This is a genomic window from Devosia sp. (assembly GCF_028290435.1).
Taxonomy (GTDB): Bacteria; Pseudomonadota; Alphaproteobacteria; order Rhizobiales; family Devosiaceae; genus Devosia.
The window spans coordinates 1-15736 of the sequence record NZ_JAQGJV010000082.1 but is presented as its reverse complement, the minus strand read 5'-3'; the positions used below and the strand labels follow the sequence as shown (position 1 = coordinate 15736).

The 15736-nt window shown below is 62.4% G+C and carries 16 protein-coding genes; 10 read left to right on the top strand and 6 right to left on the bottom strand.

The window, feature by feature from the left end; all coding sequences use genetic code 11:
- Window positions 1–77 precede the first annotated feature (77 nt).
- On the top strand, window positions 78–3437 hold the full coding sequence (locus JWP26_RS18130; protein ID WP_299731003.1) for a hypothetical protein: 3360 nt from the start codon (window positions 78–80) through the stop codon (window positions 3435–3437).
- A 180-nt stretch (window positions 3438–3617) separates the two neighbouring features.
- Here the strand turns inward: JWP26_RS18130 and fliP are convergent, their stop codons facing one another.
- Both fliP and JWP26_RS18120 read right to left on the bottom strand, forming a co-directional pair.
- Window positions 3618–4403 carry a flagellar type III secretion system pore protein FliP gene (gene fliP, locus JWP26_RS18125; RefSeq protein WP_299730999.1) on the bottom strand — a complete coding sequence of 262 codons (786 nt, stop codon included), beginning with the start codon at window positions 4401–4403 and terminating at the stop codon, window positions 3618–3620.
- Window positions 4378–5040: a flagellar biosynthetic protein FliO gene (locus JWP26_RS18120; RefSeq protein WP_299730996.1), complete on the bottom strand. Its 663-nt coding sequence runs from the start codon at window positions 5038–5040 to the stop codon at window positions 4378–4380. Before JWP26_RS18120 ends, fliP begins: the two co-directional genes overlap by 26 nt.
- Window positions 5041–5210: 170 nt before the next feature.
- Here JWP26_RS18120 and flgB point away from each other — a divergent pair, with 170 nt between their 5' ends.
- From flgB to JWP26_RS18080, 8 genes are all read left to right on the top strand, one after another.
- Window positions 5211–5618: a flagellar basal body rod protein FlgB gene (gene flgB / locus JWP26_RS18115; RefSeq protein ID WP_299730993.1), complete on the top strand. Its 408-nt coding sequence runs from the start codon at window positions 5211–5213 to the stop codon at window positions 5616–5618.
- An 11-nt stretch (window positions 5619–5629) separates the two neighbouring features.
- Window positions 5630–6043, top strand: coding sequence for a flagellar basal body rod protein FlgC (gene flgC, locus JWP26_RS18110; protein WP_299730991.1), 414 nt, complete (start codon window positions 5630–5632; stop codon window positions 6041–6043).
- 11 nt (window positions 6044–6054) lie between these two features.
- Entirely contained in the window at window positions 6055–6390 is a 336-nt protein-coding gene (gene fliE / locus JWP26_RS18105) for a flagellar hook-basal body complex protein FliE (protein ID WP_299730989.1), read from the top strand.
- A gap of 140 nt (window positions 6391–6530) precedes the next feature.
- Window positions 6531–6797: a flagellar biosynthesis protein FliQ gene (gene fliQ, locus JWP26_RS18100; RefSeq protein ID WP_299730987.1), complete on the top strand. Its 267-nt coding sequence runs from the start codon at window positions 6531–6533 to the stop codon at window positions 6795–6797.
- 3 nt (window positions 6798–6800) lie between these two features.
- Window positions 6801–7568 (top strand): flagellar biosynthetic protein FliR, encoded by a 768-nt coding sequence (fliR, locus tag JWP26_RS18095; RefSeq protein ID WP_299730985.1) that lies wholly within the window; start codon window positions 6801–6803, stop codon window positions 7566–7568.
- Window positions 7569–7574: 6 nt separating this feature from the next.
- Window positions 7575–8660, top strand: a complete 1086-nt coding sequence (gene flhB / locus JWP26_RS18090; protein WP_299730982.1) for a flagellar biosynthesis protein FlhB — start codon at window positions 7575–7577, stop codon at window positions 8658–8660.
- Window positions 8661–8816: 156 nt separating this feature from the next.
- Window positions 8817–11384 (top strand): cell cycle histidine kinase CckA, encoded by a 2568-nt coding sequence (gene cckA / locus JWP26_RS18085; protein WP_299730979.1) that lies wholly within the window; start codon window positions 8817–8819, stop codon window positions 11382–11384.
- Window positions 11381–11776 (top strand): DUF2237 domain-containing protein, encoded by a 396-nt coding sequence (locus JWP26_RS18080; protein WP_299730977.1) that lies wholly within the window; start codon window positions 11381–11383, stop codon window positions 11774–11776. Before cckA ends, JWP26_RS18080 begins: the two co-directional genes overlap by 4 nt.
- Before the next feature lie 4 nt (window positions 11777–11780).
- On the opposite strand, the gene JWP26_RS18075 is transcribed toward JWP26_RS18080, so the two are convergent.
- The 4 genes from JWP26_RS18075 to araD1 all read right to left on the bottom strand — a co-directional run bounded on the left by JWP26_RS18075 (window position 11781) and on the right by araD1 (window position 14812).
- On the bottom strand, window positions 11781–12293 hold the full coding sequence (locus tag JWP26_RS18075; protein ID WP_299730975.1) for an SRPBCC family protein: 513 nt from the start codon (window positions 12291–12293) through the stop codon (window positions 11781–11783).
- 10 nt (window positions 12294–12303) lie between these two features.
- Window positions 12304–12657 carry a helix-turn-helix transcriptional regulator gene (locus tag JWP26_RS18070; RefSeq protein ID WP_299730974.1) on the bottom strand — a complete coding sequence of 118 codons (354 nt, stop codon included), beginning with the start codon at window positions 12655–12657 and terminating at the stop codon, window positions 12304–12306.
- Between the two features lie 69 nt (window positions 12658–12726).
- The gene (locus JWP26_RS18065; RefSeq protein ID WP_299730972.1) at window positions 12727–13746 is read right to left on the bottom strand and encodes an aldo/keto reductase; all 1020 of its coding nucleotides are present in this window, start codon (window positions 13744–13746) and stop codon (window positions 12727–12729) included.
- A gap of 76 nt (window positions 13747–13822) precedes the next feature.
- Window positions 13823–14812, bottom strand: coding sequence for an AraD1 family protein (gene araD1, locus JWP26_RS18060; RefSeq protein WP_299730969.1), 990 nt, complete (start codon window positions 14810–14812; stop codon window positions 13823–13825).
- A gap of 267 nt (window positions 14813–15079) precedes the next feature.
- On the opposite strand from araD1, the gene recA reads away from it, so the two are divergent.
- Window positions 15080–15736 (top strand): recombinase RecA (gene recA / locus JWP26_RS18055; protein WP_299730966.1); only part of this gene is annotated, 657 nt, incomplete at its 3' end.

The window sequence follows — 15736 nt, the reverse complement described above, 5'->3', positions numbered from 1 at the left end:
AGTTGTAACCCGCGTTTTTGGGAATCCGAAGTCTTGGACTTCGCCCGAAACGCAAATTGCGTCGGGCAGGGCAGCCGGTGGAGACTGCGTTCAAACTAAACTGGCAGAAGGCCGTGCGCGGCCTGCTGCTATCCATCGTGCTGGCGGTGCTTGGGGGGGCGATGGCGCCGGCCTATGCGCTCGACCAGGGCCAGCTTTTCGTTACCGAGGAAGCCGGCGGCTATGCGCGGCTCATTCTCAGCTTTCCCGACCGCGACAGTCTGCCCGCCTATACGATCAAGGCGGACAATGGGGTACTGTCCATCCAGTTTGAGCAGCCGGTCAATATCCAGCTTCCCGACGTTGGCACGATCCTGCCGAATTATGTATCGATTGCCCGGGTCGATCCCGATGGCAAGGGCCTGCGGCTGGCGCTGAAGTCGGGTTTCAATTTCAATAAGATCGATGCCGGCGAGAAGCTGTTCGTCGATCTGCTGCCGCTGAGCTGGCAGGGCATGCCGCCAGCATTGCCGCAGGATGTCATCGACGAGCTGGCGGAGCGCGCGCGCCTTGCCGCCATCAAGGCGGAGCAGGAGCGCAAGGCGGCCGGCGCCCTTGAGCTGAAGCCGGCAGCGACGGTGCGGATCGGCCGCAATCCGACATTCATGCGCGTGCAGTTCGACTGGAGCGTCGATACCACGGCAAAATTCGAGCAGAACGATCAGACCGGCGAAGTGACCTTCGAATGGCCGGTGGATGTGAACATGCTGGCGCTGGCAACCGACCTGCCGGCCGAAATCCTGTCGGTCAACAGCGCCAATACTCCCGACGGCGCAACCGTGACCATGGCGTTCGCCAAGGGCGTGACGCCGCGCTTCTATGAGACCTCGCCGCGTCAATATGTGATCGACGTCGATCTGGCGGGCGCCAAGCTGCCGGAGCTGACGGCGCCGGACCTCGCCAAGGACGCTGCAGCCGCCGATGCGGCAGCACAGGGGGCCAGTGCGCATCCCGACGCCCCCAATCCAATCAATGCGCTCTATCCGCAGGCGGCCCATACGGTAACGCCGTTTGTCAGCGTGCTGGGTTCGACCGTCCGGGTGGTGTTTCCGTTCGAGCAGGATACCCCCGCTGCGGTGTTCCGGCGCGGCGATACGGTGTGGATGCTGTTCGACACCGTCGCCGGCATCACGCCCCCGGCCGATAACGAGGCGCTCAACGCGCTGGCCAGCAACTTCTCGGTGATCTCATCGGGCGACACCCAGGTGGTGCGGATCGACCTGTCGCAGGACCGCCTGGCGACGCTGGGTTCGGAAGGCATGGCGTGGGTGTTGTCGCTGGGCGATATTATGCTGACCCCGACTGAGCCGGTGACGCTGACGCGTCGCCGCGATCTGGAGGGGCTGTTCGAAATGACGGCCGACCTGGCGCGGCCAGCGCGGGTGCACGAATTCCGCGACCCATCGGTGGGTGACGTGCTGGAGGTGGTGACTGCCTATCCACCGGCGCGCGGGCTGACGCGGACGCTGGATTATGTCGATTTTTCCGCCCTGCGCAGTGTGCATGGCCTAGTGGTGAAGCCGGCCAATCTCGATGTCAAAGTGGCCGTCGAGAACGACATAGCGGTGATCTCGACCCAGGACGGACTGACCGTTTCGGCGCTCGATCATCCGCGCGAGCTGGGCAATGGCGCGGCGGAATCGACGCGGTCGAGCTTCATCGACCTGACGCGCCTGGAAGAGCGTGATCCAGCGGCGTTTGTGAAGACGCGCGAAGACCTGACGGCGACCGCTTCGCAGACCGATGGCCGCGAGCGCGATATCGCCCGCCTGAACCTGGCCGATTATTACCTGGCCAACCAGTTCGCCCATGAGGCGATCGGGGTGCTGCATGTGCTTGAGAACGAGCTCAAGGACAAGAACCTGACGCGCAAGGTCCGCATGTCGCTGGCGATTGCCGATACCATGGCCGTGCGGCCCAAGGATGCGCTGGCAATTCTCAATTCGGACTCGCTGGCCGAGGAAGTCGACGCCCTGCTCTGGCGTACGATCGCCCGGACTGACAATTACGAATTCAAGGGCGCGCGCAGCGATGCGCTGGAGGCCCAGGGGATTGTGGGCAGCTATCCGTTGTGGGCGCGCAAGCGGTTCTACTTCGCCGCCGTGCGTTCCGCCGTCGAGAGCGACGACACACCCATGGCCGAGCGGATGCTGAACGAGATTGATTTCGGTAGCCTCGACCTTGAGGAAGTCAGCCTCTATCACCTGCTGTCCGGTCGTATCGACGAGGCTGCGGGGCGGGCGGCGGAGGCCATCGACACCTATGGCCAGGTCATCACTGCCGACTTCCGGCCCACACGGGCGGAGGCGATCTATCGCACGCTTGGCCTGCTCGACAAGCAGGGCAATCTCGACCTGAAGAAGGCCACCGACACCCTGGCGGCCGAGGCGCTGCTCTGGCGGGGCAATCCTCTGGAGTCGGACATGCAGCGCATGCTGGCCGGGTTCTATTTCCGCGAGGGGGACTACCGGGAAGGTTTCGAGACCGTCAAGCAGGCAGTGGCCAATTATCCGGAAAGCACGCCGGTCAACGAACTGCGCGACGATGCGCAGAAGATTTTCAGCGACCTCTATCTCGATGGCCTGGCGGACTCGCTGGGGCCGGTCGATGCGCTGGGGCTGTATTACGATTTCCGCCAATTGACGCCGGCTGGCGCCAGGGGCGACGAGATGATCCGCAACCTGGCGCGGCGGCTCGTGAAGGTGGACTTGCTGGCACAGGCGGCGCAGTTGCTGAACTATCAGTTGGAGAACCGTCTGCACGGCGTGGCGCGCACGCAGATCGCAGCGGACCTCGCGGTAATCTATCTGGCCGACCGCAAACCTCAGGACGCCTTGCGCGTGCTCAACGGCAGCCGGCTGCCCAGCATTCCGCCATCATTGGCACGGCAGCGGCGCGTGCTGGAGGCGCGGGCGCTGATCGATGGCGGGCGCGATCAACTGGCGCTGGATGTCCTGAAAGACATGGATGGGCAGGACGCCGACCTGCTGCGCATCGATGCGCACTGGAAGGCGGGGCGGTATTCGCAGGCCAGCGAGATGATCGAGGCTATGGTGCTGGGGCAAGATCCGGCGCAACCGCTGGGGCCATCGACGCGCATGAACGTGATCAAGGCGGCGGTCGGCTATGTGCTGAGCGGCGACGATTTCGGCTCGGCGCGGCTGCGCTCCAAATTCTCCGATCGCATGGTGACGACGCCGGAATGGCCGATGTTCGACTATGTCACCGGCCAGATCACCACGAACAGCCTGGAGTTCAAGAAGGTCGCCCGCGACGTGTCGGGGCTCGACGGGCTCAACGCCTTCCTTGACTCCTATCGCCAGACCTATGGCAGCACCGGGGCTCTGGCGCCGCCATTCGCCACCAATGGCCAGCCGGCGCTGGCTAGCGCGCAATAGCGCGCTGGGTGAACGGGGCGGTGGGCGCCAACAGGGCTCACTTGGACTGTCATTGCCGGGCTTGTCCCGGCAATCCAGCTCTCTTGGAGGCACCAAGAGCCCGGTGATGCGGTGGTGGGGAGGCCGCGTGCCCGCGTAGAGCGTTTCGAGGAAACCCGTCTAGCGGGTCTCCCGAGGCTCTTAACCGGCCCCGGTAGTGCCGGTGACGAAGCTGCGGACGAGCGAGCCGGCCACCAGATACCAGCCGTCGACGAGCACGAAGAAAATCAGCTTGAACGGTAGCGAGATCACGATGGGCGGCAGCATCATCATGCCCATCGACATCAGCACCGATGCCACCACCATGTCGATGACCACAAAGGGCAGGAACAGCAGGAAGCCGATTTCGAAGGCGCGGCGCAGTTCCGAGATCATGAAGGCCGGGATCAGCAGTTGCAGCGGAATGGCTGCGGGATCGGTCGGGGGCTGCGCATCGGTGAGCTCGTAGAAGAGCTGCAGGTCCTTCTCACGCACATTGGCGCGCATGAATTCGTGGATCGGCTTGCTGCCCAACTCAAACGCCTCGGTGGCCTCGATCTGGCCGGCCATGAGGGGCGCGATGGCCTGGTCATAGGTCTGCTGCAGGGTGGGCGCCATGACGAACAGCGTCAGGAACATGGCCAGCGACACCATCACCGAGTTAGGCGGCGCGGTCTGCAGGCCGATGGCGGTGCGCAGCAGCGACAGCACCACCACGATGCGAGTGAAGCTGGTGACCATGATCAGGATCGACGGCGCCAGCGACAGCAGGGTGATCAGCCCGATAAGCTGGATGGCCCGCTGCGTCAGCGTCGTCTCGTTGCCGAAATCGATGGACAGTTCCTGGCCAAAGGCCAGGCTGGGGGCGAAGGTCAGCGCCAATGCGGCGGCCAGCCCCAACCATGGCAGGTAGCGGCGGCGCCTAGACGCCGTCGGCTTTTCGTTCATCTCGCCGGATATCGCCGTCCTGTTCGTCAAACTCTGTGATTCCAGTGCTGGAGTAGCCCTCAACCTCTTTAGCTGAGTCGTGATCGAGCTGATCTGAATTCTCGGAGAGGTTAACAGCCGGTTCAACCGGCGGGACGGGGCGCATCAGCCCGGTATGACGCAGCGAGCGAAGCTTGGGATTGCGCAGCTTTTCGATGGCGCGGGCAGGAGCGGCCGAAGGCTCGGAATCGACAGTCGGCGCGGTGACGGGGACAGTGCCGACAACGGCAGGCGCAGCGGGACGAATCGGCACCGGGCGGCGCGGCGCGACTGGCAGCGGGCGCCGGCTAGGCTGGACTGCTGCTTCCTCGATGGCAATTCCCGCCTCGATCACGACATCCGCCGGGCCACCGGTCAAAATCAGGTGCTCCACATTGTCGCGGCGGATAATCAGCAATTGCCGCTTGGGATCGAGCGCCAGGCTATCGACCACCGACAGGCGCCGATTGCGGCCGCGCGCGATATTGCCCGAGGCGTTGAACACTACCTTGAGTAGCCAAACGGCCAGCACGATCAAGACGATGACAACGCCGAGCGCGAACAGGGCGGTGAAGAGGGAGCTGCCCTCGCCACCAAAAAGGCTAGTGATGAAATTCACTGTGTATCTCCGAGACGCGCCGACCCTGAGGCGGCATATTTTGCCGATTTAACCCGCAAATTCGCAAATTGCGAGGCTGCTAGGGGGTGTAGCCGCCCTGCGTTAACACTTGGTTAACCATCAGGCGGCAAGAATTGCCCATCACGCCAGAGTCGTGGGGAGTTTGATCTATGGGCCTGCTGGACATGCCAGTCTTTACTGCACTGACCGACAAAATGCACTGGCATCAGGCGCGTCAAGGGCTGCTGGCCGAAAATGTGGCCAATGCGGAAACGCCCGGGTTTCGCGGGCGGGACCTGAAAGAGTTCAATTTCGCCGATCAGGTGGGGCCATTCTCCTCGGCGACCGTGACGACCACTGCCACGCAGCCCAAACACTTTTCCGTGGGCAATGATGGGCAGGGCGCCTTGAGCGGCCAGCCGATGGCCAATTTCGAGATTACGCCAGAAGGCAACGGCGTGTCGCTGGAAGACGAGATGATGAAGGTTTCCACCAACTCGATGGACTACCAGGCGGCAACCTCGCTGTACCAGAAGTCGATCAAGATCCTGCGCACCGCAATGGGCCGGCAGGCCTAGGAGTTTAGAGCATGGCAGATTTCAATGCTTCGCTACGAATTGCGGCCACGGGCCTGCACGCGCAGACCGCGCGGATGCGGGTGATCGCCGAAAACCTGGCCAATGCCGACTCGACCGGCAAGACGCCAGGGGAAGACCCTTATCGCCGGCGGGTGCCTACATTCGACACCAAGTTCGACGCCGATGTGGGTGGCAAGGTCGTCGAGGTCGGCAAGCTGGCCTATGACATGAGTGACTTCCAGAGCCGCTATGAGCCGGGCCATCCGGCCGCCGACGCCAAGGGCTATGTACAATATCCAAACGTCGATCCGCTGATCGAAGCCATGGATATGCGCGAGGCCCAGCGAACCTATGAAGCCAACCTCAATGTAGTGACCGTCACCCGGCAGATGCTGGGCCGGACACTCGACATCCTGCGTGGTTAAGGGACCAGATCATGACGACCGTACCTTTTAATGCGGCCACTGCGGCCTATAACAATGCCTCCCAACTCATATCCCAGGTGTCCCAGCCTTCGACACCGGGCAGCGATCTGCTGGCGCAGCATGCGCTGCAGCCTGACTTCGCCAACATGCTCTCACAAGCTGTCCAGGGCGTCGTCGATACCGGCAAGACCTCCGATGCCATGGCCATGAACATGGTCAACGGCAAGGCTGACGTGGTCGACATGGTCACCGCGCTGTCGCAGACCGAAATCGCCATCGAGAGCATGGTCACCGTGCGCGATCGCGTGATCTCGGCCTACGAAGAAATCATGCGGATGCCGATCTGACGTCAGCCGGTCGGGTATCCCAGCCCAAGCTGGAAGTGATCGCCGGAGCGCAGAATACTGGATTCTGGCTTGTGCCGGAATGATACGACGGGAGTAGAGTGGGGCGACGATTCGCCGGCGAGACGTCACAGGAAGCTACGATGAACGGTGCTGAAGTTCTCGATATTGCCACCGATGGCATCTGGACACTGATTATCGTGTCGGCGCCGATGATGCTGGTTGGACTGCTGGTCGGCGTGGTGATTTCGCTGTTCCAGGCGCTGACGCAGATCCAGGAACAGACCCTGGTGTTCGTGCCCAAAATTATCGCCATCTTCCTGACCATGCTGATAACGCTGCCGTTTCTCGGCGCCACCATGGGCGGCTACATGAATCGGGTGATCGATATGATCATCGTGGGCGGATAGGCCTTGACCATCGGGCTCAACTGGCTGCCCCAGACCGCTTTTATCTATATCCTGCTGTTTGCGCGCATTGGCGCCATTCTGATGCTGATGCCCGCCTTGGGCGAGCAGATGATCCCGGCCCGGATGCGGCTGAGTTTCGCCCTGGCCTTCACGCTGGTGCTTTTTCCCCTGCTGTCGCCCAGCATGCCCGCCTTGCCCGGCGACTCGATGGCCGTTATCGGCTTGGTGTTTCACGAGCTGGCGATCGGGTTGATGCTTGGCGCCATCGTGCGGGTGACAGTGATGGCCACGCAGGTGGCGGGCGCCATCGTGGCATTTCAATCGGGTTTGAGCACGGCGCAGTCCGCCGATCCGACGCAGGCTGGCATTCAGGGCGCGGTGTTCGGCAGCTTCCTGTCGTTTGTGGGGGTGACGCTGATCTTTGCCACCAATTTGCACCACGTGGCGCTGGCGGCGATCTACGACAGCTATATGGTGTTCACTGTCGAAAGCCCGCTGATGTTCGATGACGCGGCGCAGTTGATGATCAAGACCGTGTCGCATGCCTTCATCATTGGCGTGCAGATGTCCGCGCCGTTCATCGTGTTCGGGCTGGTGTTCAACCTGGGCGCCGGCATCCTGGCGCGGCTGATGCCGCAAATGCAGGTGTTCTTCGTGCTGATGCCCGCCAATATTATTGGCGGGCTGATCCTTTTCGCGCTGCTGCTGACCATGATGATGGGCTGGTATCTGTCGGCGTTCGAAGAGCACCTCGCCATGTGGCGAGGATAGGCGGTCATGTCAGACGAAGCCCCAGAAGAATCCAGTAAAAGTGAGGACCCCTCACAAAAGAAGCTCGAGGACGCCCACAAAAAAGGCGACGTGGCCAAAAGCCAGGAGGTGACGACCTGGTTCATGCTGCTCGGCTCGGCGGCAGTATTCGCGATGTTCGCGCCATCGGCCAGCGCCAGCCTGATGGAGTCGCTGCGCGTCCTGGTGGCCAATTCGGACCAGTTTGAGCTGGGTGGCGCGGCGTTCGGTAGTTTCTTCAACGGGTTGGCGCTGTCGCTGCTGGGCATTGTGCTGCCGCCGCTGGCGATCCTGTCGGCCTGCGCCATTGCCTCCAACCTGGTGCAGCATCGGCCGCTGCTGTCGACCGAGCCGATCACGCCGAAATTCTCGAAGGTGTCCCCGCTCGCTGGGTTCAAACGGCTGTTTTCGGCCGAGGCACTGGTCAATTTCGGCAAGGGCCTGGCCAAGATCGGCATCGTCAGCGCGGTACTGTTTTTCACGATCTGGCCCGAACGCGACCGCCTCGACACGATGATGACCGTGGACCCGCGGATGATCCTGACGGATTTCCAGGAAATCGGGGTGAAGATTTTTACGGCGGTGCTGGCGGTGATGACCATCATCGCCATGGCCGATTTCATCTACCAGCGCCAGAAATGGTGGAAGCGGCAGATGATGACGGTTCAGGAAACCCGCGAAGAATACAAGTCGATGGAGGGCGATCCCAAGATCAAGGGCCGCCTTCGCCAATTGCGGCAGGAGCGTTCCCGCTCGCGCATGATGGCGGCGGTGCCGAACGCGACCGTGGTCATCACCAACCCGACCCACTTCGCCGTGGCTTTGCGCTATGACAAGGCCATGCGCGCGCCGATCTGCGTGGCCAAGGGCGCCGATGCGGTGGCTTTGCGCATCCGTACGGTGGCGACCGAGAATAATGTGCCTATCGTTGAGAACCCGCCGCTGGCGCGGGCGTTGTTCTCCAGCGTCGAGGTCAATGACGTCATCCCTGGCGATCACTTCAAGGCCGTCGCCGAGGTCATCGGCTTCGTGATGCGGCTCAAGAGCCGGACCGGCTGGAAGGCGGCTAAGTAAATCCCGGCAAATAGGCGTTGTGGCCAGGGTAGTGCGGTCATTATGCCGCTATCGGGCGGGTGCACCATGTTGATAACCCGCATGCACCTCCCGCACGGGCGGGCCATTTGCTAGAGCTAGGGGCAGCCACTGATTCGGCATCGGAGTGCGACATCCATGACATCGACGCCGCTGGGCGATGGCAATTATCCGGAGCCGCTGCTGGCATCGTCCCGCAGCAATGCCGGCGTGTGGCGTGTGGCCGCGCTGGGGCTGGTGCTCGTCGTCGCGGCAGTGGTGTTCTCGGTGTTCGGGGAGCAGATTCCGGGCGACTGGGTTATCGCCTTTGTCGGCGTGCTGGCGGTTGTCGGTGTGTTCTGCCTGTTCGGACTGGCGGCGGGCCTGTTCCGCTTCGGCAGTACCGAGGAACGGCGGACGGTTTCGCGGGCTGTGGTCGATAGCCTGCCCTATGGCGCTGTGGTGGCCGACCGGGACGGCAAGATTTCCTATGTGAACGGGCATTATGGTTCCTTCGCCGGTGGGGTGAGCAATGGCGTGCCGCTGGGGGTGCCACGCCTGTTTGCCGGGCAATCGGAAGCCAGCGAGGCGATCTACCGCCTGTCGCGGGCGGCCAAGGATGGGCGTGGCGCGGTCGAGGACATTCGGCTGGTCGGCGGGCTCGGCGGTTCGCAGGCCGAGAGCAATCGCGCATTCTGGTATCGCGTGGCCGTGCGGCCGCTGCCGGAGACCGATGAGGTCCGCAAGCCGCTGATCATGTGGTCGGTGGAGGACATCACCCGCGACCGCGACAATAATGAGAGCGCTTTCCGCGATCTGCAGCGGGCTATCGATTATCTCGACCATTCGCCGGCCGGGTTTTTCTCGGCCGACGCGCATGGGGCGATCCAGTATCTCAACTCGACGCTGACCGATTGGTTGGGCTATGACTTGGCCGAGTTTAATTCAGGCCATTTGAGCATGGCCGATATCGTGCGTGGCGACGGCGCGACCCTGCTGATGCGCGGGCGTAGCGATGGCGAAATCCGCACCGAAATCATCGATATCGACCTGGTGCGGCGCAACGGAACTAGCTTCCCTGTGCGGCTGCTGCATCGCGCGGCCCGGATGGCCGATGGCGAGCTGGGCGAGACGCGCACGCTGGTGCTGGACCGTTCGAGCGCGCCGGACAATGAAGAGGAATTGCGCGCGGCCGAAGTGCGGTTCTCGCGCTTCTTCAACGACACGCCGTTTGCCATCGCGACGCTGGATGGCGCTGGCCGGATCATCCGTACCAATGCGCCGTTTGGGCGCATCTTCAAATGGTCGGGCGAGGAGAAGAGCCTCGAACTGCAACCGTTGGCCGAGCTGATCGGCGAAGGGAGCCGCGAGAAATTCGCCAAGGCGATCGAGGATGCGGCCGCACATCAGTCCGAAATCGATCCGGTCGATGCATTGCTGACAGCCGAGGGCGATCATGCGGTGCGGCTCTATGTGTCCGGCTCGGAAATGAGCGCCGGCTCGCCGGAGCAGGTCAATGTCTATGCGCTCGACATGACCGACCAGCGCAAGTTGGAGGCGCAGTTCGCGCAGAGCCAGAAGATGCAGGCTGTCGGCCAGTTGGCGGGCGGCGTGGCGCATGACTTCAACAACCTCCTGACGGCCATTATCGGCTTTTCCGACCTGCTGCTGCTCAAGCACAAGCCGGGGGATCCCTCGTTCAGCGAACTGATGCAGATCAAGCAGAACGCCAATCGCGCTGCCGGTTTGACGCGGCAATTGCTGGCGTTTTCGCGCCGGCAGACGCTGCGGCCGCAGGTGCTGGAACTGCCGCTGATCGTCGACGACCTGACGGTGCTGCTCAAGCGCATGATCGGCGAGAAGAATACGCTGCAGGTTGAGCATGGCCGCAATGTCTGGCCGGTTCGTGCCGACGTGGTGCAACTGGAGCAGGTGATCATCAACCTCGTGGTCAACGCCCGCGATGCGATGCCGGACGGCGGGTCAATTACGCTGCGGACCGGCAATGTGACGCATGACGAAGCCGAAAAGCTGACATTCAAGGGCATGGTGCCAGCCGATTATGTGCTGATCGAAGTGCAGGATACCGGCACCGGCATGAGCGCGGAAATCATCGAGAAGATTTTCGAGCCGTTCTTCACCACCAAGGAATTGGGCAAGGGCACCGGACTAGGCCTGTCGACCGTCTATGGCATCGTCAAGCAGACCGAGGGCTTCATTTACCCGGTCTCTGTGGTCGGGGTCGGCACGACCTTCAAGATTTACCTGCCGCGGCATATTCCGGTGGAAGCCGAGGCGGTCAAGGCCGCAGTGGCGGCGCCGGTGCGCGACCTAACCGGGCACGAGCGCATTCTGCTCGTCGATGACGAGGAAAGCGTCCGCGCCTTTTCGGCCCAGGCGCTGCGCGCTACCGGCTATGAGGTATTCGAAGCCGATGGCGGCGAAGAGGCGCTTGAAGTGTTGGAAGATCAAGACTTCAAGATCGACCTGATGATTTCCGACGTTGCGATGCCGGAAATGGACGGGCCGACGCTGCTCAAGCATGTGCGCGAGACCATGCCCAATCTCAAGGTCATCTTCGTGTCCGGCTATGCCGAGGAAAGTGTGCGGCGCGATATCGAGGACGACCAGAGCGTCGAATTCCTGCCAAAACCCTATTCGCTCGACCAGATCAATACCAAGGTCAAGGAAGTGCTGCAGAAAATCGGCAGGGGCGACGAGGCGTGACCGTCGGCGGGCACTTCCGGTGGCCGGAGCAGTTCAACGTGTTGGGCGAGGAGTTGCAGCCCTGCTCGACCGATCCGTTGACCGGGTTCTTCCGCACTGGCTATTGCGCCGCCGGCCCCGACGGGGCGGCTCAGCATCTGGTCTGCATCGAGGCGACCGACGAATTTCTGGCCTATTCCAGTTCGGTGGGGAACGATCTCAGCACGCCGATGCCGGCCTTTGCGTTTGCCGGCCTCAAGGCGGGCGACCGTTGGTGCCTGGTGGCGATGCGCTGGCAGCAAGCGCACGAAGCTGGTATGGCGCCGCGCGTCTATCTGCGCGCCACCAACCAGGTCGTGCTGGACCTGATTCCGCTTGAGACGCTAAGGGCTTATGCACGCGACCTGAATTGACGATTCAAGCCGGAGCGTCATGCGTTTGAATGATCTGGGCCTGTTCTAGCAACAGATCGAGGTTGGAGAAGCTCATTTCCATGCCCTCGGCCATCGGTGTCGCCAAGGCGCCGTCGCGGGCTTCCTTGGAGCTATAGACGATGGTGTTGACCAGCGTGGTTCGGGCATTGGCTTCGTCGAGCACAATGGTGGAAACGGTCTCGCCGCCGGTCCAATCCTCATCGAAGACTTCGGCGCTGACGATGCGCTCGACCGGCTCGAATTCGCGGATTACCCCGCCCATGGCCATGACATAGCCATCGGGGCTTTTCCATTCGTAGCGGTATTTGCCGCCGACCCTAGGCTCGAACTCGCAGAATGGCATGGTCCAGCCCGGTGGGCCCTTGAGCCAGCGCCGGATCAATGACGGCTGAGTGTAGCAGGCGAATACCAGATGGCGGGGGGCGTCGAACTGGCGGGTGATGACGATTTCGCGGTCGCTCGGCGTCGTAACGATCAATGGCCCGGCAAAGCCCATGCGGTCCTCCTCAGTTGCGATTGCCAGCCAGTTTTTCGAGCCGCTTCAATTCGTCCAGCAGGTCATCGAGGCGCTCGAAGCTGGTTTCCCAGTATTGGCGATATTCGATCAGCCAGCCAGTGGCTTCGGCCAGTGGCTCAGCCTCCAGCTTGCACGGGCGGCGCTGGGCGTCGCGGCCGCGCGAAATCAGGCCGGCGCCTTCCAGCACCTTGAGATGCTTGGAAATCGCCGGCTGGCTCATGGCAAATGGTTCGGCCAGTTCGGTGACTGAGGCATCGCCCTGCGCCAGCCGCGCCAGAATGGCCCGCCGCGTGGGATCGGCGAGGGCGGAAAAGGTAGCGTCGAGGCGCGCCGCGTCCAGCATTTCTATAACCCAGGAGTTCTAAAACTATGTGGTTATATTAGTGCTGGGCGCGGCGTAACGTCAAGCAGATCAGGCGGCGGTATGGGGGACCGGCGTGCCTTCGGCGAGGAGGCCCTTATCGGCCAAGGCCGTCCAGAGTTCAGCAGGAATCTTGACCTGCCACCAATCGAGAATGCCATCGAGTTCGGCGGGCGAACGCGGGCCGGGCAACACGTTGCAGACGGCCGGATGCGTGAGGGGGAACTGCAGCGCAGCGGCGGGCAGAGGCACGTTGAAATCCTTGCACACTGCCTCGATGGCCCTGACCTTGGCGACGATATCGTCGGGCGCCTTGGCATAGTTGAACTTGTCGCCGCCGACCAGAATGCCGGAATTGAACGGACCGCCGACCACGACTGACGCGCCGCGCTCGATGCAGGTGGACATGAAGGGATGCAAGGAGGTCTGCTCCAGCAGCGTATAGCGGCCGGCCAGCAGGAAGACGTCCCAATCGCCGAGCGCGAAGGCGTCCATCAGCACTTCCCACTCGTTGACGCCAAGGCCGAAGGCCGAAATGACGCCGCTATCGCGCAGTTCGCGCAGGGCCTTGTAGCCGCCGCCGGCGAGCTGCGCCCAGAGCGGTTTGTTGGCCTCGGCGCCGTGGGTGGAGACGCCGATATCGTGGACATAGACGATGTCTATCGCATTGAGGCCGAGGCGCTGCAGGCTATCCTCGAACGAGCGCATGACGCCGTCATAGGAATAGTCATAGGCTTGGTTGAAGGGCAGGGGATCGACCCAGGCACCCTTGTCCTGTTCGGCCGCTTTGACGGGCTTGAGCAGGCGGCCGACCTTGCTGGACAGGATCGCGTCGCCACGGCGCTCGCGGATCGCGTCGCCAACCAAATGTTCGGAGCGGCCGAGGCCATATTGGGGGGCGGTATCGACATAATTGATGCCGACATCGAGCGCGTGGGCCACCGTGGCGCGGGCCTGTTCGGCCGGTACGGCGCTGAAAATGCCGGCAAGCGATGCGCCGCCCAGGCCCAGGGTGGTCACCTCGAGCGCGGTCTTGCCGACGCGGCGTTTTTCAAAACTGAGCTTGGTCATGGTTGTCCCTCAAGATTGAGGGACAACTGACATGTTAGGGGCGCGGCGTAAAGCCGGGCCAACGCAAAGTTAAACCTTAGTAGACGTTGCCAACGATGACGGGGTGTTCGGCCTCGATGCGGATCGGATTGCGCAAAGCCGCGCCGAACTGGGCTTCCTCGATCTCGAATACGTCGTTGGGCTGGGTGACGACGCCATCGGCAAAGCTCAGCGTGGCGGTGCCGAACATGTGGACGTGAATGTCACCCGGATTGCGGAACAGCTCGTACTTGAAGTGGTGATATTCGAGGTTGGCGATGGTGTGGCTCATATTGTTCTCACCGCTGAGGAACGGCTTTTCCCAGATCACCTGGCCATCGCGCTTGATGCGCGACATGCCCTCGATGTGGGACGGCAGGTCACCGACGCGCACCTCGGGGCCGAAGGCGCAGGCCCGCAGCTTGGAATGAGCGAGGTAGAGGTAGTTGACGCGCTCGGTGACGTGATCGGAAAATTCATTGGCCAGCGCAAAGCCGAGCCGGCGCGGCTGGCCGTTCTGGTCGATGACATAAATGCCGGCGATCTCTGGCTCTTCCCCGGCGTCGCGGGCGAAGGACGGGGAGGGGATCGGGTGGCCGGGATTGACCACGGTGTAGCCATTGCCCTTGTAGAACCATTCCGGCTGTACGCCCTTGGTACCGTCGGTCGGCTTGCCATTTTCCAGGCCCATCTGGAACATCTTCATTGAGTCGGTCAGCTCGCCGGCCGGCTTGTTGGAATTGTGCATGGCGTCGCGCGTCGAGGCCGAACCCAGATGGGTGAGGCCGGTGCCGGTGACATAGAGATGGGCCGGATCGGGATGGTTGATCGGCGCGAGCATGCGCCCCTCAGCCAGAATTGCCGCCTTGTCGACGGTGGCGCCGACGCCCTTTTCGGCGATCAGCGCGCCGATGCCGATATTGCGGGCGAGCGCGGCGATGGCCAGATCGTAGACGCTGGTGGCGTCATTGACCTGCCGGGTGAGGTCACCGTCGACCTGGCCCACGGCGCGTTCGCCATTGAGGTCGAAATATTGAATGAGATTCATCGCGTGGGGCTCCTGCCGTGGCTGGCCCGGTTCGGGCTGATTGGCCGGCATAAAACGCAACATGTTAGTCAGGGGCAAGCGGAAAGTGGCGTGGGATCGATGGGGCGGGCAGATTCTGGCGGTGTCGGCGAGGTTTGCGCGGAAAGCAAAATTCCCCATTGACAGTCCGGAAACAAAATGAGAACAAATAGGGCACATTCAATGCACAGCTACTTACGGCGTCAGCGCGTTGCCAGGCCCCCAAGAGCGTGAAATAAGGAGAGAATCATGGCTAGCTCGCCGCTTCGCGTTGTTGAAGGTGGATCGATGGATAAGGATAAGGCGCTCGCGGCGGCTCTCAGCCAGATCGAGCGCAATTTCGGCAAGGGCTCGATCATGCGCCTTGGCGAAAGCGCCGCGATCGAGGTGGAATCGATCTCCACAGGTTCGCTGGGCCTCGACATTGCGCTGGGCATTGGCGGGTTGCCAAAGGGCCGTATCGTCGAGATTTTCGGGCCGGAAAGCTCGGGCAAGACCACACTGGCATTGCATGTGATCGCCGAGGCGCAGCGCGCTGGCGGCATCTGCGCCTTTGTCGACGCCGAGCATGCCTTGGACCCGATTTATGCTCGCAAGCTGGGCGTCAACATCGATGACCTGCTGATCTCGCAGCCCGATGCCGGCGAGCAGGCGCTGGAAATCACCGATACGCTGGTTCGAAGCGGCGCTATCGACGTGCTGGTCATCGATTCGGTGGCGGCGCTGACGCCGCGGGCGGAAATCGAAGGCGAGATGGGCGACGTGCAGCCCGGCCTGCAGGCGCGGTTGATGAGCCAGGCGATGCGCAAGCTGACCGGCTCGATTTCCAAGTCGAAGTGCCTGGTGATCTTCATCAACCAGATCCGCATGAAGATCGGCGTGATGTATGGTTCGCCAGAAACGACT